Source organism: Cellvibrio sp. ARAG 10.3, from assembly GCF_051846955.1.
In the GTDB taxonomy this organism is placed as follows: Bacteria; Pseudomonadota; Gammaproteobacteria; order Pseudomonadales; family Cellvibrionaceae; genus Cellvibrio.
The window spans coordinates 124,890-150,095 of the sequence record NZ_JBPYCU010000012.1; the positions used below are offsets into that span (position 1 = coordinate 124,890).

Consider the following 25,206-nt stretch of genomic DNA (forward strand, 5'->3'; position numbering starts at 1 on the left):
CACTCACGCGATCTTGCGCCAGATTTTTTGATCGCGTTCCACCGGCTGGAATTTATTGGCCACGGCAGAAAATTTCAGCGTTTCCTTGGTGCCCAGCGCCAGGAAACCCAGACTTTCCAGACTTTCATCAAATAACGCCAAAACCTGTTCCTGCAATGGCTTATCAAAATAGATCAACACATTGCGGCATAGAATCAATTGAAACTCATTGAAAGAGCGATCAGATACCAGGTTGTGTGTCGATAAAACAAAGCGTTCGGACAGGGTGCTGTCGAGTTTGGCCCGATCATAATTGGCCGTGTAATAGCGGGAGAAATCCTGCTTGCCGCCAGCGAGAATATAATTCTCCGACCAGGTTTTCATCTGGGTCAAAGGGTAAATACCCTCGCGCGCAACGTCGAGCACAACAGGATTGATGTCGGTGGCATAGAGCAAGGATTTATGCAGAAGGTTCGCTTCGCGCAGCAGGATTGCCATGGAGTAAACTTCTTCGCCGGTTGAACAACCGGCGTGCCATATCCGGATTAATGGCTTGGTCGCCATTAGTGGCAGAATGTCTGAGCGAAGAACGCGATAAAACTCCGGGTCGCGGAACATTTCGGTTACGTTAACGGTAATTTCTTCCACAAAACGATTCAGAAAACCCTCATCGTAGCGCAGGCGAAAACGAAACTCTGCGAAGCTGGCATACTTGTCCAGCGACATTAAACGATAAATCCGGCGGGTAAGGGACGAACGGGAATAACCCCGGAAGTCGTAGCCGTGATACTCAATCAGGTCATTCAGGATGATGTTGATATGTTCATCATCCAGAACGACCGGCGGGTTATGAAAACCATCAATGTTTTTCATAGAGCCAAACGCGCAGCAATGACAAAAGTTGGTCAATATCGACGGGTTTGGTGATGTAATCGGAAGCTCCCGCCTGGATGCACTTTTCGCGGTCACCGACCATGGCTTTTGCGGTAACGGCGATGATCGGCAATTCATTATAGGCAGGATTATCACGTATCGCCCTGGTTGTTTCGTAACCGTCCATCTCCGGCATCATCATATCCATGAGGACGATGTCGATGTGCGGATTCTCTGCCAGTTGCTGCAGGGCATCCTTGCCGTCGATAGCGGTTATGACGTTCATCTTGATGCTTTCCATCACCTTTGTCAGGGAGAAAATATTGCGCACATCGTCGTCAACCAGCAGCACGGTTTTATCTTCCAGAACCTCGTCCAGGGTCAGGGTGTGCTGGCGGGATTTTTTGGTACTGTTGTCGGCATCCTTTTTCTCCATCAGGTGCAGGAACAGGGACACTTCATCAAGGATACGGCGGAACGAATGCGCTGTTTTCACCACAATGGAATCGGCGTAGCGTTTGATCCTGACCTCTTCGCTGGACGATAAACTCTTGCCGGTGAACACAATAATCGGCAGGTTTTCCAATCCGGGTGTTTTCTTTACTTCTTCCAGCGTGTCATAAGCGCGTTCATGGGGAACGCACATATCCAGCACGACACAATCGACATCTTGTTGTTTGAGTGAACTCACGGCGTCATCAAGGCCGCTCTTGACTTCGAGGCGCACATCAAACTTTTGCAAGAAGTAGGCAAGGGCATTAGCGTGCTTGGTGTTTTCCTCAACAATCAGGACTTTTTTCGGATGATGCATCAGGACGTACTCAATCTTCTGAAAGACATCGTGCATCTTTTCAAAGGCAATGGGTTTATCAATAAAATCGACAGCGCCTTTTAACAAACTTTCATTTTTAAACTGGTGCACCGACATAATATGCACCGGAATATGACGCGTGCTCGGATTGGCCTTCAGCTCTTCCATTACTTCCCAGCCATCTTTCACCGGTAGCTGGATGTCGAGGAGGATGCCCAGGGGCAGGAATTCTTTTGCCAGTTCCAGCCCTTCGTCGCCGCGCACCGCCACGATGCCCTTGTAGCCTTTTTCGCGCGTGTATTCCAACAGTGCTTTGGCAAAATTAATATCATCTTCAACGATCAGAATCACTTTGTCGGCACGGCCGATATGCGCCCGGTCATCGGGAATGCCACGGGGAACATCGGTGCTGATAAATTTCTTGCGGGTCACTTCGGCGGGTGCTGGTTCAGGAGGGGCTGCCGGTGTCGGTTGCGGTAACGCAACATTGTTTTTGCACAAGGGGATACGAAGTGTAAATTCGCTGCCCGCATTGACTTCACTGACCAGACGAATCTCACCACCCAATAATTTCACCAGTTCGCGGCTGATGGAAAGCCCCAAACCGGTACCACCATATTTGCGCTGGGTTGATCCGTCAGCCTGTTGGAAAGCTTCAAATACCAGATCCTGTTTGTCTTTGGGAATACCGATGCCGGTGTCTTTTACGATGATATCCAGCAGGCGTGTATCCTTGGCCACCGGTGTCACCGTCAGACTGACATAACCCTCGGCTGTAAATTTAAGTGCATTGGATACCAGGTTACGAATAATTTGTTCCAGGCGCAGCTTATCGGTCTCGATAGCTTCTGGTAGATCCGGCGACACCTGTACCTTGAATTCCAGGTTCTTGCCGAGTGCCACGGGTGTGAACAGGGATTTAATGTCATTCACAATCTCGGCGATGGGCACCCATTGATATTCCAGTTCCATCTTGCCGGATTCGATCTTCGACAAGTCGAGAATCTCATCAATGAGTGTCAACAAACCTTGCCCGGAAGTTTCAATCACACGGGCATATTCAATCTGGTCGCTGGTCAGGTTATGGTTGTTGGTTTCGGACATCAAGCGCGACAACAGCAGGATTGAGTTCAGTGGTGTGCGCAACTCGTGGGACATGTTGGCGAGGAATTCCGATTTGTAACGCATACTTTGCGCCAGGGCCTCGGCTTTTTCCTGAATCTCGATATTTCTGGCAGAGATAACCTGGTTTCGCTCTTCCAGTAACAGGCTGCGTTCTTCCAACGTCTGATTGGCAAAGTGCAATTCATCCTGTTGTGCTCGCAGCTCTTCTTCCGAGGCTTGCAGCTTCTCGGCCTGCATCTCCAGCTCGCTGTTGATATTTTCCAGCTCGGTGTGTTGTGCCTGCAGTTCTTCCGCTTGTGATTGGGTTTCGTCGAGCAACTCTTGCAAGCGGCGGCGATTCTGTGCAGCAGAGATAGCAATGCCGACGTTATGGACAGCGTTTTTCAAAAATTCTATTTCGCGCTCACTAAACTGATCCAGGGACGCCAGCTCAATCGCGCCCTTGATGGTATGTCCGTCCATAATCGGAATGGCGACGAGATGCCTGGGCAGTGCTTCACCCAGGCTGAACTTGATATAGATACTTTCCGGCGGAATATCTTTCAATTCCATCATGCGATTGGTGGCCACCGCCTGACCGATAACCCCTTCGCCCAGTTTAAAACGGCCTCGGGCCGGGTCGGCGGAATAGGCGTAGCCGGCAAAAAAGCGCAGTTCTTCGTGATCGAGAATATACACAGCGCCGGCGTGGGCATTGATGAAAGCGGCTATAAACTCAATAATGCTTTCGCACAGTTTTTCGATGTTGTGTTCGCCGATCATGACATCATTCAGTGACGCCATCCCACTTTGCGCCCACTCTTTATCGGACAGGATCTGAAATGACTGTTCCAGTGATGCTGCCATTTTATTGAGCGATACGGCGACGTTGCCGAGAGAATCGGATTGCTGGCTGTCGACCCGAATCGTGTAGTTGCCCAGGGCGATGCGATCAGCAACGCTCTTGATAATCTCAATGCGTTCGCCAATGTCCTTATCCTTGCGTTCCAGTTCTTTTTGCAACAAGGCCCGTTGGGCAAAATCATTTCTGATGCGCACATAAAACAGGGTGGTGATAAGCAAGGCAATCAGCGCAGCAATAACAATCAGGACGGTGGTGTATCTGGCTGAGCCATTCATATCCGCAACACGGCCTGCCAACAACTCGGTTTCATGCTGTTTAATGGTCGACAAGGTTTGTTCAACCTTGTCCATCAATTGCTTACCCTTGGCCAGACCCTCGGTATCAATCCTGCCGGTTGTGTCTTTGTGAGTAACCAATTGGTTAAGCAAAACCAGGCGGTTTTCGATGTGAGCCCGCAAGGTTTCGACAGATTCCTGTTGTACCGGATTGTCCACCGTCAATTCATTAAGCAGGTCCAGTGCGTCACGCGTGCTGCTTTGGGAGTATTTAAAAAACTCGAGGAACTCCGGGTCGCCCGTCAACAGGTAGCCCCGCTGTCCCGCTTCCGCCTCGCGCAAGGCCGCCAATATTTCTTCCGCATCAATGATGATCTTGTTAGAGTGATTAACCCAATGGACACTTGTCAGCAGGTTATTGATGCTGATGAACGAAGCGGTCGAGCTGATAAACAGCACCAGCAGTGATATACCAAAACCGATAAGCAGGTTGCTTGTGTATTTTTTCATGATTTATCGTCGACACGTTTGGCGGATTGTTTGATGGGCAGAACCATGATAAATCTGGCTCCCTGATTCTCGTTGCTTTCTACTGTGATAATACCGTTGTGGGTATCGATGACTTTTTTGACAATAGCCAACCCGATACCAGTGCCCTGCGTACCTTCACGTTGGTTCAGGCGCTGGAATATCTCAAAGATCTTGTCAGAGAATTTCTGATCAAAACCAATGCCGTTGTCTTGAAAGGTGATACGGCAGAATTGGCCGTGGTCATCTTGCGCCGCCGTGAATGACTTTTCCTTGACCAGCTCTGAGGTGATAGCGATTTCCGGATGTTGGGTCTCCTGGGAAAATTTGAGCGAATTGGTCAGCAGGTTCTGGAAGACCTGGCGCATCTGGCCCGGGATAGCTTCCATGTGAGGAAACTGGCCCAGATGAACCCTGGCGCCACGCGATTTTATTTCCCATTCAAAGTCCTGCAACAGGTCATTGATGACCGCATTAAGGTCAAGGGTTTCGTAGAAGTTCTTGTCGGGCAGGCGTGAATATTCAAGGACGTTTCTGATCAGGGTACTCATCTTGGCTGCGGATTCAGTAATCTTCTGCAACAGTTTGGTACTGTTGAACGAATCGTTGATATAGCGCTTGATTATCATATCGCTGAAGATCTGGATCTTGCGCAAGGGTTCCTGTAAATCGTGGGAGGCAATAAAGGCAAACTTTTGCAGTTCGGTGTTGCTGGCCTCGAGCTTCCTATTAATTTCAATTAGCTCGCGGGTGCGCTCTTCCACTTTTCTCTCAAGGGTTTGCGACATGAGTTTTTGCTCGTGGATATCGGTAAAGATACCCACCCAGCGCACAATTTTTTCATCTTTAATGACCGGTGTGAAATAGAGCACGTGAAAGCGGTAGTCTGCACCAGCCGGTAACTTCAGGCGAATTTCCTGCACACTTTGTTTGCCTGAGGCAATGGTATGTTTGATATGCGCAGCGATGGCGAAATTATCCGCTTCGGGAAATTGATCGGCCTGCTCGCTGTAGTTAAACCAGAGGTGGTTGACGAACTCAATCCCCCCATCCTGGCAGGTGGTAAATGCCATATGCGGCAGTGATTCCAGGGTAGACTTGAGCTCCTCCACCTTTTGCTCAAGTGCATTTTCTGCCTGCCGGCGAAACTCAATCTCTTCGCGCAGGAAATTATCTTTTTCGATTAACTGCCGCTTTCGCTCCGACAGCTTGTAAAAGGTTTTGATTTTTAATAGCAGGATATCCGCATCAACCGGTTTGGTGATGTAATCCACGGCACCCGAGGCGTAACCCTTGGCGATGTATTTTTTGTGGGTGTTAACCGCCGAGAGAAAAATAATGGGAATATCTTTGGTTTTGCTGTAACTCAAGATAGTTTCGGCAACCTCAAAACCGTCCATTTCCGGCATTTGCACATCAAGGATAATCAAGGCGTAACTGGAAGGGTTCTTCAGGATCAGCTTCAGCGCTTCTTCGCCGGAAGATGCCGCATGCACGCGAAAATTATTCAGCTCAAGCAGCGCTTGTAAGGAAAAGACATTTTCCTGGTTATCATCAACTATCAGAATCATAGAAATTAATACAGGCAGTTCAGGTTTTACTGTTAGGTAGAATTTTGATACAGCGCAAAGTTCGCGCGATATTAGCACGAGAATCCACTTGATTTACAAAAAAAGGGCCAGGTTACGCTGGAAGAGCATCACAAACAGGTTGGTTTTTAAGCAACGCTCGGCGGGCAAATTAAGCGGCAGAAAATGTTATCAGATGCCTTATGCTGGCTATGTACGCTTTGTCACACAACCTGCAAGAAACAAAACAGTAGGTCGGATTAGCCAAAGGCGTAATCCGATGTATTCTCTGAACAAGCTGTCGGATTACGGCGCGTATGCGCCTAATCCGACCTACGGGTATGAATTGAAAAAGATCCTCGACAGCCTTCTTCGACTAACTCCTTACAGAGTTCGCCGAAGAAGCGCTGTCGAAGAAAAATCGTCGGGCCGGTCACACGAGGCTAACCGAACTACCGACGAGGCCAAGCCATGAATTAATAAACCTCAAACTCCCACAAGGAATAACCGTAACCCGTTCCCCGTTGCGTGCCCAACATCCGCACATACCGACCGTTCGCCGACACCGGAATATCATCAATCCCGCCATCGCCATTCGCCTCGGAATGCACCGTCGTCCATTGGTTTGCATCATCGGACACCTGAATCTCGTAGCCGCGACCAAACGCGCCTTCCCAATTCAGCACCACACCCATGATCGAGCGGCTTGAACCCAGGTCCACATAAATCCACTGGTTATCGCTGAACTCGCTCGACCAACGCGTACCCGCGTTGCCATCCACGGCATAAGTTGCTGCCCAGACACCGCCCTCGGTGGAGGAGGCTACAACCGGTTGGCTTAACGCCAGATTGCCGCCGCTCACCACCGAACTGGACTGACTGCTGGAACTGGACACCAGGCTGCTCGACACACTCGACACGATGGACGAGCTGGATGAACTCACCACACTGGAACTGCTGGAAGAACTGCTCGCTACGCTTGACGCAACGGAAGAGCTTGAACTGCCAGTAGTCGTGGTGCCGTAAACCTCCAGCTCCCACAAGGAATATCCGTAACCCGTGCCGCGCACATTACCGAGCATGCGCAGGTAACGACCGGAACCGGCGATATCCTGGGAATCCACACCGCCGGTGCCGCCGGTGACGGTTTTCACCGTGGTCCACTGCGATGCATCATCAGACACCTGCAATTGATAATCACGACCGTAAGCCGCTTCCCAATTCAGCACCACGCGCGTCAGGTTGTAGCTCGCACCCAGGTCGACATAGATCCACTCAGCGTCACTCCAGCCACTTGCCCAACGGGTGTTGGTATTGCCATCCACCGCTTGTGCACCGGACATGGCACCGGCTTCGCTGGATGAGGTAAACACCGGGCGGTCCAGGGCGAGGTTACCGGTGGGTGTTGGCTCTTCATCATCGTCGTCATCGTTGCCGGTGGCCAAGTCCAACCAGTTCAACTGAATTGCGCTGTTAAATACCAGACGCAGTTTGTGTGAGCCGGCAGCTAGGTTCAGTGTTGCGTTGACGGTCTCCCAGGTTTGCAGATCGGCGGTGGCAGCCACATCGATAGTGGCAATTTGCTGGCCGTCGACGAGCACATCAATCGTGCCGCCCACGTCACTGGTTACGCGCGCGGCCACTTCATAAGCGCTGGCGCTGCTGACAATGTTGTACTCAATCCAATCGCCCGCTTCGGCCTCAGTAACACTCAGGAAACCATTGGCATCGGTGGTTTGCTCCAGGCGAATACCGCTCATGGTTGCATAGTTTTCTGCTTCAACGCGGGACGGCAAGTTATGCACACTCTCATCACCGTGGACCGGCATGTTCACATAAATGCTCCCCAGCTCATTGAGAACACCGGACTGACGATAGTCGAACAAGCCGTTGTAAGGGTGGCCGTTACGGCGACCGGTAAACCAGGCGTAGCGCTCGACGTCGTCATCGTTTTCGAAATAATCCACCGTTTGAATCAGGAAGCGCTTTTGATCTTCCAGCGTGGTGGTGTCATTCCAGGCTGAGAATTCCGTCATCCAAATGGGGCGGTTGTATTTCTTGAACAAATTCACGTACCACTCCACACCGCCGACATCTTCCATGTAGGCGTGAATCGAAATTGCATCCACGCGGCAGTCCGGACACACCGCAAAGAAATCGTCGAAGTAATCAATCGGGTCGTAGTAGGTGGTGCCATTTTCAGTAACGCAATTACCGCAGAAATTCATCGCCACGCTGACAATCTTTAAATCGAACTCATCGGCAATCGCTTCCAGGCGATACCACTCAGCGGCGGCTTGCGAGGGCGTCATATTGGCTTGATCGATAAAGTTTGGCTCGTTGAACGCGAGGATATATTTCACGTTCGGGTTGCTGGCAATGTAATCGCGCATGGCTTGGTCATTGAACGCACCGTTCCATGCCATGGGCGCAAATTCCACGCCGTAGTTGTCGAGAACATCTTCAATCATCACATCCGGACGATGGCTCCAGTTGTACCACCAGCTGATGCCTTTGGAGATCACTTCAAAATCTTCTACGGAATGATGGCCATAACCCAAACCGCGTTTGTCGCTTTTGGTTTGACCGTAATCGGCATCCACGAAGATAAAGGTTTTAGCGCTTGCACTCAGCTCGCCGTCGCTGACAGTCAGCGTTACGGTGTAGGTACCTTCGTCCGCATAGGTGTGTGACGCATTAGCGCCGCTGCCGGTGGTGCCGTCACCAAAGTCCCAGCTGTAGGTTAGTGCATCGCCGTTGACGTCATTGGATTTACTGCCATCGAAATCGACGGTAAGTCCGGCAGGGCCGCCCATAACGGATGGTTTTACTGCAGCGGTCGGCGCGCGATTAACCACCGGGCCATTGTGGCCGGGATCTTTGGCCGCCTGACCGCCGGAGAGGTAAACATCATCGATAGCGATGCTGGTAATTTCGCCCGTTCCCAACACTTGCAGCAATTGGCGTACATCAAACAGGTCAATATCTTTGGCCAGTTCGGCCACCGGAATCACAATCTCATGCCACTGGCCGTCGCGCGCAAAACCGTAAGGGTCATTACCCGCTTTGAAATAAATCCACTTCTGGCCAATCACGTTGACGTTGCCACTTTTGATACCGATCTGGAAGTCACCCTGGTCGGTGGTCTTCAAAGAGAAATGCAATTTGCCGTCAGGATTATCAAAGGCGGTTAAGTTAAAACCTTCGCGCGCGGTCAAGCCCATGCCGTACCAGCCCTTGCCGGTGGATTTCAAATTCAGTGAAGCGTTGCCTTCCAATACATTGCCGGTTTCCAAAGTAAGAGTATCGTCCCACAGGAACAAATCACCGTTTACGCCGAAACCGAAATCACCTGCGTCGCGGTGCGCCGGATTTTCGGTGTAGATGCCGAAGTTGCCGAATTCCGGTGCGGGCAACTCAATGCTTTCAGACAAATAAATATTGTCGATGGCGATTTCCATTACCGCACTCGGCGCCGGGCCGGAAATACTGAAAAAAGTTTTCACCGTTTCAAAATCCACGCCGCCGAATTTGCTCAACGGAATCGCTACATGGTGCCATTCGCCATCGCGTACCAAACCGTATTGCTCGCTGCCTTCGGCAAATTCAATACTGGCGTCGCCGCCGGAAGTACTGGCCATGCCGATGCTGAAGTTACTGGTGGAGGCGGTTTTGATATCGAGATGCAAATAACCATGCACATAGTTGCGCATGTTGTAATCCTTGTGCAGCAAGCCCATACCCCACCAGTCACCCGGCTGGATCTGATAAGCCAGTGCCGAACTACCTTCCGAGGGCGTGGTGGCCACAGTGGTCATGTTGTTCCAGATATACAGGTTGGTGCGGTCGCCCCAGTTAAGTTCACTTAACACCGGTGTGGTTTCGGTGGAGATACCGAAGTTGCCACTGGGCAGGTCGTCTTCCGCCAGATGCAATTCGGTGTATTCGTTCTCGTATAAGCGAACGTATTCCACCATCATCTTCGCGGGGAAGGGTGCGGTGATTTGCGCGGGATCGGTAATCTCCACAAAATTCCAGCCACCCACTGCAAGATTCAAAATAATATGGGCCGGGTCGGTGCGGAATTCCGACATGTTGGGGTCGGTAATATCCATGGTGAAGAAAGTGGTGTCGTCGACGGACATGCGCACTTCGGTGGGTGTCCATTCCAGGCGATAGTTGTGGTAATCGTCGTAGAGGTTGAACGGCAATACCACATCGTTGGCTGCATCAGCTTGCAGCCAATCGCTCCAGGTGCCGGTTTCGTGCCACCAGTGCATCGCGCCGGATACAGCATTATTCACGGTGCCGTCATCAATCGCGGATTTATAGCCAGCTTCGAGGATGTCCCACTCGCCGGACTTGGGCCAACCATCGATGCCGAAGTTGTTGCCCAGCATCCAGAAGGCGGGCCACAAACCATTGTCCAGGCGCGGCAATTTGATGCGCGCTTCGATGGTGCCGTATTTGAACGCCATGCGGCCATTGGTATGCAAACGGGCGGAGGTAAATTCTTTGCCTTCCATCTGTTCGCGGCGTGCTTCGATCACCAGCTTGCCATCGTCAAGGTAAGCGTTTTCGCTGGCGGCGGTGTAAAACTGCAATTCACCGTTGCCGTTACCGCTGCCGCCGGTGGTGAAGGTCCAGGTGGAGCGGTCAATGCGGTCGCCTTCGAATTCATCCGACCAGATCAATGTGGATTGGGCTGTGGAGGTTGCTGACCAGCTTAGACACAGGCCCGCCAGCAGCGTCGGTAAGAAAGGCCGATTAGGAATTTTCATGGTTTTCTTCCTGCATGGGTAAATTTTTCGTTATAGGAAATACAGCGTCAGGATAAGAATCGGAACTTGCCAGCTCTCTGATTATCGTTATTGGGAACCGTCTTCCGTGGGGTATGGACACAGTTGGAATCGCGTCTGAATAACCGCGCCCGCAAAGCCATTTATTATGTTGTTCTCGGGTAAGGAATGTTTACCGCAGCCTATAGCATCCCAAGTGCGGTGGGCGAGGACAACCGGCATCAGACAAGGCGGTCTCAGCACACGATAAGCTGGATGGACAAGCAGGAAATTGTGAAGTAGGTCGGATTAGCCAAAGGCGTAATCCGACACGATCTGGTTCAATACCAATAAGGCATTATTTAACGCCTTGTCACTTATGCAAAAACGCCCGAACCGCCTCGTTATAATTACGGCTCACTTTCAACCGCTCGCCACAGGTCAATAACACCACATAGTCCCCCTTGCTGAGGGATTGAATTGTTTGGATGCGCTCAATGTTCACAATCGTTGAACGATGGATGCGTTTAAACACCTGACCATCAAGCATGTTCACCAATTCCTTCACCGTGCTGCGCATGATGTGGGTCGTATCCTTGGCATGAATACACATGTAATCTCCGGCGGCATCAATCCAGTCGATGTCGGCTTCAGGAATCACCACTGCCGAACCGGCGTCGCGCACAATTATTTTGCGCGCAATGTTGTCGAGACTGGGCGATGTTATCTCTGTTTGTGCATCGGCATTGCCGGATAATTTTTTCACCACGGCATCAATGGCGCCGATCAAAGGTTGTTTATTATGGCCGCTGATCTGTGTGCCCTGATAACGATCCAGCGCGCGTTGCACTGCACGGGCGAGGCGCTCCTCGTCGAGCGGCTTGGGAATGTAATCCACGGCGTGCAGATCAAACGCATCCAGTGCATATTGTTGATAGGTGGTGATAAATACGATCATCGGCATCACATCGTTTTGCAATGCCTTGATTACTTCAAAACCGTTTTTGCCCGGCATTTGAATGTCGAGGAACATCAAATCCGGCGAGAGCTCCAGGGTTTTATCGATAGCTTCCCGGCCATTGCGACACTCTGCAATGATCTCAATTTCCGGAAAATCTTCCAGGCAGGTTTTTAGCACACTAAGCGCCAGCGGTTCATCATCCACAATAATGGTTCTGAGTTTCATCATGGCCTAATTTACCCGGTAAAGTTGTAGGTTTTTTTATTGGTATTATCCGGCACATCAGACACGACGCTTTCGTAGGGAATGCGAATACTGATATGCACACCGCTTGGTTGTGTCTCCTTGATCTGAAATTGATGCTGATCACCATAAAGCGTTTGTAAACGTTCACGCGTGTTGCGCAAGCCAACGCCAGTGGTTTGGCCCGGCGCGGGTTTTGCTCCGGCCAAACCGGGGCCGTTATCAATGACATCCAGCAAGAGTTCGCCATGTTCAACACTTGCCTTGATACGGATTTGTCCGCCTTCTTCACGGGTAGCGATTGCGTATTTGATAGCATTTTCAATCAGCGGTTGCAGTAACAGGCTGGGAACCCTGGCTGTCTTTGCTGGCTCGCTGATATCGAATTCAACGCTGAGCCGATCCGAGAAACGCACCTTTTCGATATTGACATACAGCGTCACGGTATTGATTTCATCTTCCAGATTGACCTGTAATTGCGGGTCATACTCCAGGGAATAACGTAGAAACTTCCCCAATTTGGCGATCATGCCCAAGGCCCGGTATTCATCTTTCAGTTTAATGAGTGCGTAAATGGCGTGCAGCGTGTTGAATAAGAAATGGGGGTTGATCTGGTAGCGCAGCATCTTTAATTGTGCTTCACGCGCGATGGACTCCGCTTTTAAACGTTTGATTTGTTCTTCTTTGGTATGGGCCACTTCTTTTAAACGTTCAGCATGTTCAATCTCCAGCAGGCGATAATAAATCATGCCGTGATACAACGCCGACCAACACAGGAAAATATAAAACGCACCGAAATACCAACCGCCAAAATCATTCCAGGTATTGACTTCACCGGTTAGCCAGATGTAGGTCACCACGCGTAAGGCCGTCCAGAGCGCTGCCACGGCGCCAGCCATGGACAGCACCAGACACATGCGCAGGATCGGCCCGAGCTTCCAGATGATTGAATAAAACCATCCCAGGGGAAAGGACAGTAACAGGCCCAATGCAGCCTGCAAAAACATATGTTCAACGTAAACCAGTTTGGTGGTGTTGTACCAGAAGACAATGCCCAGAAAAGGAACAACAGAGAGGCCAAACCAAAAGATAAACTGACCCACCCAGTATTGACTGGTGTGATCCTGCATAACCGTTTTCAGCAGGTTGGGTGATTGCATGATTATTATTCTCGGCCGATGGCAATCGCGATGCGTTGTCTTGTGTTATTAACTCTAGTGTAGGTTACCCCGAACTCCGTGTGTGATGTCCTCTCGCGACATAGGTCTTGCTGCCCAGCCCACAGGGGCCGGGCACCTGCTCGTTAAACGAGTTCAGCGAAGGTTTCCTTTGCCGCTTGTAATGTCATGTGGATATCGTCTTCCGTATGGGCTGCTGACATAAATCCGGCTTCGTAAGACGCCGGTGCCAGATAAATGCCGCGCTTCAACATGCCGTGGAAAAACTGATTAAAGCGTGGAATATTACAAGCCATAACCTGTTTGAAATTGGTTACCTTTTTTTCTTCGGTGAAGAAAAAGCCAAACATACTGCCGACATGGTTGGTTGTGAACGGAATACCGGCTTCATCGGCCAGCTGCTGCAAGCCTGTCACCAGTTGCTCGGTTCGGGCATTCAGTTGCGGATAGATCGCAGGATTCTCCAGCAGTTCGAGTGTTTTCAATCCGGCGGCCATGGCAACTGGATTACCCGACAGGGTGCCCGCCTGATATACCGGGCCGGAGGGCGCAATCATCTGCATCACATCGCGCCGCCCACCAAAGGCGCCCACCGGCATACCACCACCGATGACCTTACCGAGGGTCGTGATATCCGCTTTGATCTGATAATGCCCCTGAGCGCCGGTGTGGCTCACACGAAAGCCAGTCATCACCTCGTCAAGAATTAACAGGCTGCCATATTGATCACAGACATCGCGCAGTGTCTCCAGAAAACCTGGCACGGGTGGAACGCAATTCATATTACCCACCACTGGCTCGACAATGATGCAGGCAATTTTGTCACCCAGCGAGGCAAAACATTCGCGCACTTGCTGCGCATCGTTGTAGTCCAGCGTGATGGTGTGGTCCGCCAACACGGCGGGTACACCGGGCGAACTGGGTACACCCAGCGTCAATGCCCCAGAGCCCGCTTTGATCAACAAGGAGTCAGAGTGGCCGTGATAGCAGCCTTCAAATTTGATGATCTTATCGCGCCCGGTAAACGCGCGTGCCAAACGAATTGCACTCATGGTGGCTTCAGTGCCGGAGCTGACAAAACGTACCATGTCCATGCCGGGCATTAGCTGGCACAATTTTTCAGCCAGTGTGGTTTCACGTTCAGTGGGTGCGCCGAAACTCAAACCGAATTTTGCGGTTTCAATCACAGCATTGATCACATCGGGATGTGCGTGGCCGAGCACCATGGGTCCCCAGGATTGCACATAATCAATATAGCGTTTGCCATCCGCATCCCAGATATAGGCACCCAATGCTTTTTCAAAGAAAACCGGCGTTCCGCCCACCGCTTTGAATGCTCTGACCGGTGAATTCACACCGCCGGGAATGTGTTGTTGTGCTTGCAAAAATAAGGTTTCTGAACGGCTCATAAAAATTCCTTCAATCAATAATAGTTGACAGCTTATCGGGTGCTGCATCTCAAGGGACGCATCATCTCGTCTCGATATTTTTCTGCAACGCAATAAATACCTGTGCTTGTCGTTTGATATCGGTGGCAGCAAATAAACTGTGACTGACCGCCAGGGTATCAGCCCCCGCTGCCAATACCTGCGCGCCGTTTTCCAGGGTAATGCCACCGATGGCGACGATGGGCGTCGGCTCGCAGACATCACGCGCTGCGGTAAGTAGTGATAACGGTGCCGGTGGTGCGTCGGGCTTGGTGTTGGACGGGAAAAAACGGCCAAAGGCTACATAATTTGCCCCTTGTTTTATCGCCTGTTGTGCAAGGTCCAGAGATGCATGGCAAGTCACACCAATGATGGCATTAGCGCCCAGATGTTCGCGAGCAATAATCGGGCTGACATCATCTTGACCGAGGTGTACGCCGTGGGCACCGATGGCCTTGGCCAGCGGCACATCATCGTTGATAATCAGTTGTGCCTTATAGGCCTTGCAGAGCGCCAAGAGTTTTTTTGCGTCGGCGAGGCGTTGCGTATGATTACCGGATTTATCCCGGTATTGAATCAGCCGGCAGCCACCATCAAGCGCGGCGGTTACCCCGGCAAAAAGTGCTTCACCGGGCATCAAAAGACTGTCGGTAATTGCATACAGCGGTGTTGATGTAAAAGGATTCACAGGAGAAGTTACGCCATTATTTAAAAAGGTTTAACCACAACCAGGATAACGATACCCAGCAACAGCAACACCGGGAATTCGTTGAACCAGCGAAAAAACACGTGACTTCGTTGGCAGCGGTCGTCGCGCAAGTGCTTCAGGTAAACCAGGCAGGCATGGTGGTAACCCACGAGGATGATCACCAACGCCAATTTGCTCCAGTACCAGATTGACTGGGCGTAGTAGGCCCAATTCAAATGACTCAACCAGGCGCCGAAGATAAGCGTCGCGATCATCGAGGGCGTAGCAATCCCGCGATACAATTTTCGCTCCATTACCTTAAAACGTTCGCGGCTGATGTGGTCTTCGCTCATCGCGTGGTAAACGAATAACCGAGGCAAATAAAACAGCGCGGCAAACCAGGTAATGACGGAGATAATATGAAAGGCTTTGATCCAGAGCATAAATACAATCTCATCAGTTTCTTCGGTTCAGTTATCGAAAGATCGACGACGCTTTTCGCATTCCCTTGTGCGATAGAAGCCTGGGGGCAATGGTTGATCAGATTCGATAATAATTTTCCAGCTTCTCCCGCGTGACGATACCTTTGATCTTGTCTGTTCTTTTTATGTCGTCACTGCTCATGTCGGCCGAAGTGACATAAATCGCATCAACTTGCGCCGCATTCATGGCTTGCAAGGCTTCGTACAGGTTGGCTTCGATACTGACGGCTGTCAGCTGTAGCCGGCGTGCGGGCAGCTCAAGTAAATCCAACTGTCTGGCATCTTCAGTGTCATCGGTCAGCGGATGCTGTTCCAGATACAGCGCCAGGTCTGCCGGGTGCAGCAGTATGATGTCGTCCTCTATCAGAATCCAGTGCGGATGATGTTGCAGCAATGCCTGGGCGTGCTGCTGATCCAGCTGGCGTGCGGTGCGCACAAAGTGCCGATCCATCATGCCGCGCACGCCGGAACGGCTCAGCATCTGATGGATCATGCCAAATTCAGGGTTCAGTGGCTCGCGGTATTTGCCCTGGATGCGTAACAGTGTCTGGAATAATCCGTCGCAGCGAAAAACCCAGCGGGTGGTGAGGCAAGCGGCGACCACCACCAGCATACTCGGGAAAATAATGTGCGGATTGTAGGTCAACTCCAGGATGGCCATCATGGCCGCGAGCGGTGCATTCAGCACGGCGCCCATCATCGCGCCCATCCCGAGGATCACATAAAAGCCGACATCGCTGGCGGACCCGGGCATCAAGATATGCGCAATCACTCCCACTGCACCACCCAGTGTCGCACCCATGACCAGGCAAGGTCCGACCACCCCGCCTGGCATGCCGACCCCAAGGCTGACCCCGGTCGCAATCAGTTTGGCAATAACAATAGCGATCAATAAGCCGAGCCCTAACTCACCGGCAATGGATGCGCTGATCGTGTCATATCCGACCCCCATGATCTGTGGAAACCACAGCGCCAGCACACCGGTGACTACTCCGGCGAATAAAAAACGTAACCAGACCGGACGTTGTAAGGATTGTTTGCAACAGAGGGCTTGCAACCGGATAAATGCCGCCGCAAACACGGCAACAAACAGACCGGTAAGCGCCATAAACGGCAACTCAAAGATATTACCCATAACAATCTGCGGGGTAATAAACGTAATGTCCGGCCCAAATACCAAATGGGTGATAGTCGTACCGGCAACGGCCGCCAGGATCACCGGGATAAATCCCGCTATCGTGTATTCCATCATGACCACTTCCATGGCAAAGATCACCCCGGCCATCGGCGTATTGAAAGACGCAGCAATGGCCGCCGCCACACCGCAGCCCGCCAATGGGCGCAGGCTGTTATTGGGCAAACGCAACCATTGACCTAATAAGCTGCCGCAGCCAGCCCCAAGGTGTACCGCAGGACCTTCGCGACCGACGGATTGCCCGGTCAACAAGCACAGGGCACCGCCGCCAAACTGGTTAATGAAATTCCCCAGCGGCATGCGTCCCTGATGGTTTTGAAGACGATCAAGCACATGACCAATCCCGGCCGGGTGGTACAGTTTATTCACCCGCTGCAGAATCAGACCCAGTACCAGTCCGCCAATCACCGGCAACAGAAAGCGTGAACTCGCAGCCAGGGCTTCAAAGTTTTCGCCGTGATCAGGGAGCGAAAGACCCAGGGGAATGTCGATGACCCAACGGAACAGCACAATAATCAGGCCTGCCAGGATGCCGGTAATCAAACCCAATAACGTCAGCTGGGGTAAGGCATTTATATACGCCAGTTGGTCACGCAGTTTTTCTGCTTTCACCGATAGGCGGGAGCGAAGCGCCCGGAGTCTGGCATGTGCGGCCTGCGAGGCTTTGGTAAAGAGAACCATGATGACTCCCGACAAGGGGCGAGGGTGGGAGGTGTGGATCCGGCCCTTGCATTCAATACTTTCGATTTATCGACAAGGCTTTTATCATAGGCCCTCGATCAACGCCGGGCACAATAGCCCAGATGACAAGAGTTAAGCAAATGAAGGGGTTACACGTGATTAAAGCAGGTATCGTTGGCGGCACAGGTTATACCGGTGTCGAGTTGTTACGTTTACTCGTCAAGCATCCCCAGGTAGACGTCACGGTCATCACCTCCCGCGCCGAGGCCGGTATCAAGGTGGCGGATATGTACCCCAGTTTGCGCGGCCATATTGATCTTGCATTTAGCGAACCTGATGTTGATGTGTTGGGTGAGCTGGATGTGGTGTTTTTTGCTACACCGCACGGCGTTGCGCAGAACCTCATGCCATCCTTGATGAAGACCAACGCGCGTATTATTGATCTGTCCGCCGACTTCCGGATTCGCGATACCGCATTATGGGAGCGGTGGTATAACCAGAAGCACGGTTGTCCCGAGCTGGTTGCTCATGCGGTATATGGTTTGCCTGAAACCAATCGTGAAGCAATTCGTTCGGCTAAGCTGATTGCCTGTCCCGGTTGTTACCCCACAGCGACCCAGTTGGGCTTTTTACCGCTGATCGAAAATAACCTGGTTGACCCGGCCCGGCTGATTTCCAATGCCGCGAGCGGTGCCAGCGGTGCGGGCCGGCAGGCAAAGATCGATAATCTGCTGACGGAAATCACCGACAGCTTTAAAGCGTATGGGGTAGCGGGTCATCGTCACCTGCCGGAAATTGAACAGGGTTTACGCGATGTCCAGCCAGCCGGCAGTACACCGGCACAATTGACCTTTGTTCCTCACCTGCTACCGATGATTCGGGGTATCCATGCAACGCTATATGCCACTTTGTTAAAAGGGAACCAGGCGCCAGATTTGCAGTCTCTTTACGAGCAGCGCTATGCCAATGAACCTTTTGTCGATGTTTTACCTGCCGGTGAAATGCCTCAAACGCGGACTGTAAAAGGTTCGAACGTTTGTCGTATCTCCGTTTTTCGGCCCCAGGATCGCGATACGGTGGTGGTGTTGTCGGCCATCGACAACTTGACAAAAGGCGCATCTGGCCAGGCGGTTCAAAACATGAACATCATGTTTGGCTTTGATGAGAAAGCCGGTTTGGATGTGGTAGCTTTGCTGCCGTAATCAAGTCGCAGTGCGTTTTTGGTAGTGCGTGCGCTAGCCATTCAATACGCGTATTCACTATATAAAAGGCTGAATAGACGATGGCGGTAGTAAAAGGTAGTGCTCAATATCGCATGCGGGTGATGCCCTATCGCCCCATGCGGTTGGTATTTAATTACGTTGTTGGTTTCCTGGTGCTCGCGGGCGTGGCGGTTTCCTGCTACCTGATTGGTTATGATCATGGTGCGCAACAGTTGTCATTGCCTGGCGGTGCGCGGGACCAGCAACAGCAAAAGATCCTGACCTTAACCAAAGATGCTGAGGAATTGCGTCAGCAGGTTGCCAACCTAAAACTCAACGCTGATATTGATCAGCAGGCAAACAAAGATATACGCCGCCAGTTAATGCAACAAACGGTGCAGATCGCGGCCCTGGAGCGCGATATCGCGGTATATCGCAGCATGATGTCCTCCGGGCGCAACGCTAATCCCCAAGGTATCAGTATTGGTGTCTTTCATGTCACTCGTGCAGATCAGGCAGATGCCTACCATTACAAATTAGTCCTCCAAAAACTCGCTGCGATGGACGATCCCTTCCAGGGGGATTTAAACATCAAGATAGTCGGTGTGCAGACGTTGGGAGGCGAGGAGAAGCCGCGCAGTATTTCTCTGCACGAGTTATCCGATCAGGTTGCAGCGGAACAGATTTCCCTCAGCTTTAAGTATTTCCAGAATATCGAGGGTGACCTGGTGCTTCCGGGTGGGTTTAAACCCGAGAAAATACAGTTCCTGGTGAAATCCACTAATCGAAAACATCCGGCCACGATTGAAAATGAGCTGGAGTGGCAGCTCTCCGAACTTTGAAATACGAATATTTGCAGCCTGTTACACGATTCTTTGTCGCAAATGGGCTACTCTTACGCGCTTCGATCTTTTTATTGTCTTGAGAAACAAAGTTATGTGGGGCGGAAAGAAAACTATGGCTTTTTCTAACAATCACACCCTGATTTCGCGTGCAGCGAAGATCGTCGGCGATTTGCATTTCAGTGGTGATTTACAGATAGAAGGCAAAATCTGCGGTAATGTGATCGCTGAAGGCGATAAAGATGCCAAGTTAGTGGTTGCCGAGTCCGGATTGGTTGAAGGCGACATTCGCGCGCCGGTCGCTGTTATCAACGGTAAGGTTGTTGGAGATATCCACTCATCGAAGCATATCGAACTGGCAGCGAAGGCAATTGTTGAAGGCTCAATTCACTACCAGCTGATTGAGATGGTTAAGGGTTCGCAGGTTAACGGTAACCTGATATTTAGCGGTACCGCTGAATCACCTGCATCAGCAAAAAAACTGTCTGACGCCACTGGCACCACACCTGAATCCTCCACCAGCTTTCTCAAAACATCCGGGCAATAATAAAAGCCACTACGAATAGTTGACTGTTTTAGTTGGGTAAAGGGATAATATTTTTCCCTCTACCCAGAGGTACTGAAGAGTTCATCGGAGTTACTATGTCTGGCCCTGAAATTTACACCCCTCAAGCCCTGTTGGTTAGCGATAGCGCAGTAGCCAAAGTAAAAAGCTTGATAGACGAAGAGGGCAACAATGACCTCAAGCTGCGTGTTTACGTAACCGGTGGGGGTTGTTCCGGCTTTCAGTATGGGTTCACCTTCGATGAGGTCGTGGCCGAAGATGATTCGATAGTAGAGCGCGACGGTATAAAAGTATTGGTTGATGCGTTGAGTTATCCTTACCTCGCCGGTGCCAAGGTGGACTATGAGGAAGGGCTACAAGGGTCCAAATTTGTGATTCAGAACCCTAATGCATCCAGTACCTGTGGTTGCGGTTCATCCTTCTCTATCTAATCAATGCTTCAAGCGTAGTATACGCCCCCTAATATCACCGGCTTTCTCGCACCGGTGACCGCGCATAAATTACTACTCTCCCTGTTCAAGGTTTGCCTGGCCAGCCAGGCGAATGCTGTGGCCTCTATCCACTCAGGCGCGATACCCAATTCCGCGGTTGTTGCAACAGGGCAGTGGGGCATCAAGCCCTGAATAGCCTGACGCAGGGTATCGTTATAAGCACCACCACCGCAAAGAAAAATCTCTATACCCCCTTCTTTCGCGACTTTTTTTAACTGATCCGTAATCGTTCTGGCGGTGAATGCCAGCAGTGTGGCTTGCACGTCTTCAGGGCGCCGAGCACACTGGTATTGCCTCAGGCATGTATCGAGCCAGGCGGGGTTGAAGTCCTCTCTTCCCGTGCTTTTTGGCGGCGCCTGAAACAGGAAGGGGTGCTGCAACAGTGCCTCCAAAAGCTGTTCATCCGATGTGCCAGAGGCAGCCCAGGCCCCGGCGTTATCGTAAGTTTTCTTGTGGTGCTGCCATATCCAGGCGTCCATCAGCACGTTTCCGGGGCCGGTATCGAATCCTGTTGCTTCTCCAGATGTCGGTAACCATGTGATATTCGCGATGCCGCCAATATTAACGATGGCACGATTGACGGTCGTTGATTGAAATGCCGCTTGGTGAAATGCGGGTACCAGCGGTGCGCCTTGACCGCCTACAGCCATATCGCGTCGCCGAAAATCTGCCACCGTCGTTATGCCGGTTTGCTCAGCAATGATGTTAGGGTCGCCAACCTGTAAGGTGAAGGGGTGAGCTAGCGAACCTGGGGGACGATGACGCAAGGTTTGGCCGTGGCTGCCAATGGCGCTGAGTGTCTGATTACTTAAGCCAAGCTTTTCGATGAGCTCATGAACGGTGGCCGCGAATAACTCTCCCATTTGCACATCAAGTTGACCAAGGAGATCGATTTCATCCGGGCCGGTGGAAGCCAGGCGGTGTATCACCGCCCGGATATCAGGGGGGAGCGGTTTGCTATGTGAGCCAAGTAGCGCGGCTGTGTTGTTGGAAAAATCCACAGCAACCGCATCTATGGCATCCGCACTGGTACCAGACATTAAACCGAGGTAAATGTCGGTCATTGGCATGGCGATTAATTGTCGTCATCGCTCGCCATGGCGAGGCGTGATGAACCTTTAAATGCTTCCAGTTGTGCAACGACAGGCTGGGTTTGAGCCAGGAAATTCGCTTTTTCAGCAGAGGCAATAGAACGTGCTTTGGGTAGTTCCACCGTCATTGGATTGCGCACTACACCATTGACATAAAACTCATAATGCAGATGAGGGCCGGTTGAGAGTCCGGTAGTACCCACATAGCCAATGATTTGCCCCTGGCGAACCCGTGTACCCACCTTAACGCCTTTGCCAAAATTGTGCATATGCGCATACAGAGTCTGATATGCCTGGCCGTGCTGCAGAATCACGGTATTACCATATCCACCCTTGCGACCGGCAAAGATTACCTTGCCGTCACCGGATGCCTTGATCGGCGTTCCCCGTGCAGCGGCATAATCCGTGCCTTTATGAGCACGGATAGTGTGCAAAATGGGATGCTTGCGGTTGAGGTTGAAGTGGGAACTGATGCGGGCAAAATCCACCGGCATACGCAGGAATTCCTTGCGCATGCTCTCTCCGCTGGGGGTGTAATAGTGGGAAGCGCCTTCGGCGTTGGTATACCGGACAGATTGGAATGTTTTTCCCTGATTGGTGAATTCAGCTGCCAGAATCGCTCCGGTGCCAATCTTCTTGCCATCTAGATAGCGCTCTTCGTACATCACTCTGAATTGATCGCCGCGGTGAATATCCAGGGCAAAATCGATATCCCAGGCAAAAATGTTGGCGAGTTCCATAATTAAATTGCTGGCCATACCTGCATCTTTGCCGGCCATGAAAAGAGAGCTGTTGATGGTTGCCTGCCGGAAAGCCACTTGTATATCCGGTTGGCGCTCGATTTTTTTAGCAATAAAGCCATCTTCACTGCGGGTAAAATTAAGGCTGTTAAGCGTATCTTTTACGTAGTGCAGCTGGTGCAACTTTCCGTCGTCGTTAAGCTGGAAAGCGATAGTTTGCCCGGGGACAATGCGGCGTAACTCTTTTGCTTCCGCGCTTTCATTAAACAGCTCATAGATATCGCGATCATTCAGCCCGGCCCGTTGGAAAATAATGGACAGGCTGTCACCACTCTTAACGATGAACTCTTGCCACTTCGGCTCTTCTTTTATTGTTGATGCCTCTGCAGTAGCGGAGGCGAGAACCAGGGGGACCGGATTCAATGTTGAGTTGACCAAATCCTTAAGTCTCAGGGATACACCTAATGTAGACGTGAGTCCGGAGTGAGGTTGGTTGGATGGTGTATGGTTGACAAATTTCGGCGGGGTGGCTTGTGTAGGAAGATCTAAAGGCAGGCGCGTCTGGCGCGTCGCCTCGGCGTTTCCGGAAGGAACCGCAGCAAGCACGAAACAAAGCCCGGCAGCCAGAGTGCTGGCGGCGGCTAGATGTCCCTTGGGAAATTGCTGAAACAGACTGATCAGGAAATTTTTGTAATGCTTTTTAATGGGTTCCATAAGGAAGCTAAACCCGCGTTTATGAAGTTAATATAAGTCTTTGCATTTATAGCAGAAAAGTCCACTGATGACACCCCGCAACGCTGTAATTGCCAGATTTGATAATGGGCAGTCTTGTTTTTGAGACAAGATCCGGTATCTTGGCCAACCTTTCTCTATGTTTGGTTATAAAAGACCCTGACAATGCTAGCGGTGGACGGTGATATGCCCTCGGTTGATTCAAATTTACTACACGATTTACAAGCACGCGGACTCATCGCCCAAACGACGGGTGGGGAGGCTTTGGCTGATTATATGAGTTCTGGCTCGCGCACCTTGTATAGCGGATTTGATCCAACGGCGGATAGTCTTCATATCGGCCATTTAGTTCCCTTGCTTGCGTTGAAAAGATTTCAAATGGCGGGCCACAGACCCATTGCGCTGGTCGGCGGTGCTACGGGTTTGGTAGGTGATCCCAGTTTCAAGGCGCAAGAGCGCAAGCTCAATACGCCGGATGTTGTTGCGGGCTGGGCTGATCGGCTCAGGCAACAGGTTAGCCGTTTTATTGACTTTGATTGTGGTAGTAACTCGGCAGAGGTGGTTAATAACCTCGATTGGGTCGGGCAAATGAGCGTGCTCACCTTCTTGCGCGATATAGGAAAGCATTTTTCCGTCAACAACATGATCAACAAGGAATCGGTTAAGCAGCGCATTGAGCGCGAGGGGGAGGGTATCTCCTTCACAGAATTCACTTATATGCTGCTCCAGTCCCTGGACTTTGCTGAACTTTATCAGCGCTATGGCTGCACCTTGCAAATCGGTGGCAGTGATCAATGGGGCAATATCACCGGCGGCATAGATTTGACCCGCCGCCTTCACAGTGGGCATGTCTATGGTTTGACCATGCCTTTGGTTACCAAGGCTGATGGAACCAAGTTTGGCAAAACCGAGACGGGAACAGTTTGGCTGGACCCTGCCAAAACCTCCCCTTATGCGTTTTATCAATTCTGGCTTAATACAGCAGACGCAGATGTGTATAAGTTTCTGCGTTATTTCACCTTTATAAGTGTTGGCGAGATTGAGTGTATAGAAGAAGCAGACAGGAGTAGTGGGGTCAAGCCCGAGGCTCAGCGTATTCTCGCTGAGGAGATGACCGGTCTTGTGCACGGCGATAGCGGTCTCCTGGCTGCCCAAAGAATTACGCAAGCGCTATTCAGTGATGAGTTGAAGGCGTTAGGGCAGGATGACTTCGAGCAATTGCGTTTGGATGGCCTGCCCTCATCTAGGCTGGAGCGACACCAGTTAACCGATATGCCCCTTACGCAGTTGTTGGCGGATGCGCAAATGGCTGCATCGGGAAAGCAAGTTAAGGACGCCTTGGCTCGTGAGGCAGTATTCATAAACGGTCAGCCAAAATCTGCCGCTGATAATATGAAGACTCCAGAATGTTTTGCGTCCGAGGCATCTTTCTTTGGAAAATTTTATCTTTGTAAGCTTGGGAAGAAGAAATATCATTTGTTTGAAGTGAATTGAGTTGAGGATATGAGCTGTTTTGCTAGATGAGCCTGTGTTGAAAGTGCTCAGATTGTGTGTTGAATGATCTCGTTTGTTTGTTAATTGTTCGTCGCAAAAAATAATTGTAAAAAGGAGTTGCGCGGTGTGAGAAAGCGGGTATTATGCGCGCCTCTCCAGACGGGGAGCGGTTGAGAAAGGACGTGTTGACCGGCTTGTAAAACTTGAGTGAAATGAAGTGTTTACAAGCGAAAGCGAATGTGTATAATGCGCGCCTCCTCGGAGCGAGGAGAAGGGGAGTGGAGCGGAACGCTGAGGCGGAAGGCGACGTGACCCGGCAGCAAAAAAAGTTAAAAATTTGCTTGCCAAGAAACAAATGATGCGTATAATTCGCATCCCACGGTTGGAGGCGCTGCCCTCGCCGGTTCTTTAAC

The 25,206-nt window shown here is 51.1% G+C and carries 17 protein-coding genes; 5 read left to right on the forward strand and 12 right to left on the reverse strand.

The genetic code is table 11. From position 1 onward, the window contains the following. Nucleotides 1–3: 3 nt before the first annotated feature. The 10 genes from ACSV5M_RS15420 to ACSV5M_RS15465 form a co-directional block, all read right to left on the reverse strand. On the reverse strand, nucleotides 4–852 hold the full coding sequence (locus ACSV5M_RS15420; protein ID WP_439177141.1) for a CheR family methyltransferase: 849 nt from the start codon (nucleotides 850–852) through the stop codon (nucleotides 4–6). After that, a complete protein-coding gene (locus ACSV5M_RS15425) occupies nucleotides 839–4,417 on the reverse strand; it encodes a response regulator (protein ID WP_439177143.1) in 3,579 nt (1,192 codons plus the stop codon). Before ACSV5M_RS15425 ends, ACSV5M_RS15420 begins: the two co-directional genes overlap by 14 nt. Continuing rightward, entirely contained in the window at nucleotides 4,414–6,006 is a 1,593-nt protein-coding gene (locus ACSV5M_RS15430) for a response regulator (protein ID WP_439177145.1), read from the reverse strand. Before ACSV5M_RS15430 ends, ACSV5M_RS15425 begins: the two co-directional genes overlap by 4 nt. Before the next feature lie 473 nt (nucleotides 6,007–6,479). Further along, complete coding sequence (locus ACSV5M_RS15435; protein WP_439177147.1) at nucleotides 6,480–10,784, reverse strand: glycosyl hydrolase; 4,305 nt, start codon at nucleotides 10,782–10,784, stop codon at nucleotides 6,480–6,482. A gap of 370 nt (nucleotides 10,785–11,154) precedes the next feature. Then, nucleotides 11,155–11,970, reverse strand: coding sequence for a LytR/AlgR family response regulator transcription factor (locus ACSV5M_RS15440; RefSeq protein ID WP_439177149.1), 816 nt, complete (start codon nucleotides 11,968–11,970; stop codon nucleotides 11,155–11,157). Nucleotides 11,971–11,978: 8 nt separating this feature from the next. After that, nucleotides 11,979–13,145 carry a sensor histidine kinase gene (locus ACSV5M_RS15445; protein WP_439177150.1) on the reverse strand — a complete coding sequence of 389 codons (1,167 nt, stop codon included), beginning with the start codon at nucleotides 13,143–13,145 and terminating at the stop codon, nucleotides 11,979–11,981. A 143-nt stretch (nucleotides 13,146–13,288) separates the two neighbouring features. Further along, on the reverse strand, nucleotides 13,289–14,572 hold the full coding sequence (gene hemL, locus ACSV5M_RS15450) for a glutamate-1-semialdehyde 2,1-aminomutase (RefSeq protein ID WP_439177151.1): 1,284 nt from the start codon (nucleotides 14,570–14,572) through the stop codon (nucleotides 13,289–13,291). A gap of 61 nt (nucleotides 14,573–14,633) precedes the next feature. After that, nucleotides 14,634–15,278: a thiamine phosphate synthase gene (thiE, locus tag ACSV5M_RS15455; RefSeq protein WP_439177153.1), complete on the reverse strand. Its 645-nt coding sequence runs from the start codon at nucleotides 15,276–15,278 to the stop codon at nucleotides 14,634–14,636. Between the two features lie 20 nt (nucleotides 15,279–15,298). Continuing rightward, the gene (locus ACSV5M_RS15460; protein ID WP_439177154.1) at nucleotides 15,299–15,721 is read right to left on the reverse strand and encodes a CopD family protein; all 423 of its coding nucleotides are present in this window, start codon (nucleotides 15,719–15,721) and stop codon (nucleotides 15,299–15,301) included. Between the two features lie 97 nt (nucleotides 15,722–15,818). Then, on the reverse strand, nucleotides 15,819–17,636 hold the full coding sequence (locus ACSV5M_RS15465) for a chloride channel protein (protein ID WP_439177155.1): 1,818 nt from the start codon (nucleotides 17,634–17,636) through the stop codon (nucleotides 15,819–15,821). A gap of 155 nt (nucleotides 17,637–17,791) precedes the next feature. Between ACSV5M_RS15465 and argC the strand changes: the two genes are divergently transcribed. The 4 genes from argC to erpA all read left to right on the forward strand — a co-directional run bounded on the left by argC (nucleotide 17,792) and on the right by erpA (nucleotide 20,676). Beyond that, a complete protein-coding gene (gene argC / locus ACSV5M_RS15470) occupies nucleotides 17,792–18,838 on the forward strand; it encodes an N-acetyl-gamma-glutamyl-phosphate reductase (RefSeq protein ID WP_439177170.1) in 1,047 nt (348 codons plus the stop codon). An 80-nt stretch (nucleotides 18,839–18,918) separates the two neighbouring features. Beyond that, nucleotides 18,919–19,680, forward strand: coding sequence for a DUF6776 family protein (locus ACSV5M_RS15475; protein ID WP_439177157.1), 762 nt, complete (start codon nucleotides 18,919–18,921; stop codon nucleotides 19,678–19,680). Nucleotides 19,681–19,795: 115 nt separating this feature from the next. Continuing rightward, nucleotides 19,796–20,227, forward strand: a complete 432-nt coding sequence (locus ACSV5M_RS15480; protein WP_439177159.1) for a bactofilin family protein — start codon at nucleotides 19,796–19,798, stop codon at nucleotides 20,225–20,227. Between the two features lie 95 nt (nucleotides 20,228–20,322). Next, nucleotides 20,323–20,676 (forward strand): iron-sulfur cluster insertion protein ErpA, encoded by a 354-nt coding sequence (gene erpA / locus ACSV5M_RS15485; RefSeq protein ID WP_439177162.1) that lies wholly within the window; start codon nucleotides 20,323–20,325, stop codon nucleotides 20,674–20,676. 8 nt (nucleotides 20,677–20,684) lie between these two features. Here erpA and ACSV5M_RS15490 read toward each other — a convergent pair whose 3' ends face one another. Further along, a complete protein-coding gene (locus tag ACSV5M_RS15490; protein WP_439177163.1) occupies nucleotides 20,685–21,806 on the reverse strand; it encodes an anhydro-N-acetylmuramic acid kinase in 1,122 nt (373 codons plus the stop codon). 5 nt (nucleotides 21,807–21,811) lie between these two features. After that, nucleotides 21,812–23,281 carry an OapA family protein gene (locus ACSV5M_RS15495; RefSeq protein WP_439177164.1) on the reverse strand — a complete coding sequence of 490 codons (1,470 nt, stop codon included), beginning with the start codon at nucleotides 23,279–23,281 and terminating at the stop codon, nucleotides 21,812–21,814. Nucleotides 23,282–23,485: 204 nt separating this feature from the next. On the opposite strand from ACSV5M_RS15495, the gene tyrS reads away from it, so the two are divergent. After that, nucleotides 23,486–24,793 (forward strand): tyrosine--tRNA ligase, encoded by a 1,308-nt coding sequence (gene tyrS, locus ACSV5M_RS15500; RefSeq protein ID WP_439177165.1) that lies wholly within the window; start codon nucleotides 23,486–23,488, stop codon nucleotides 24,791–24,793. Nucleotides 24,794–25,206: the final 413 nt, after the last annotated feature.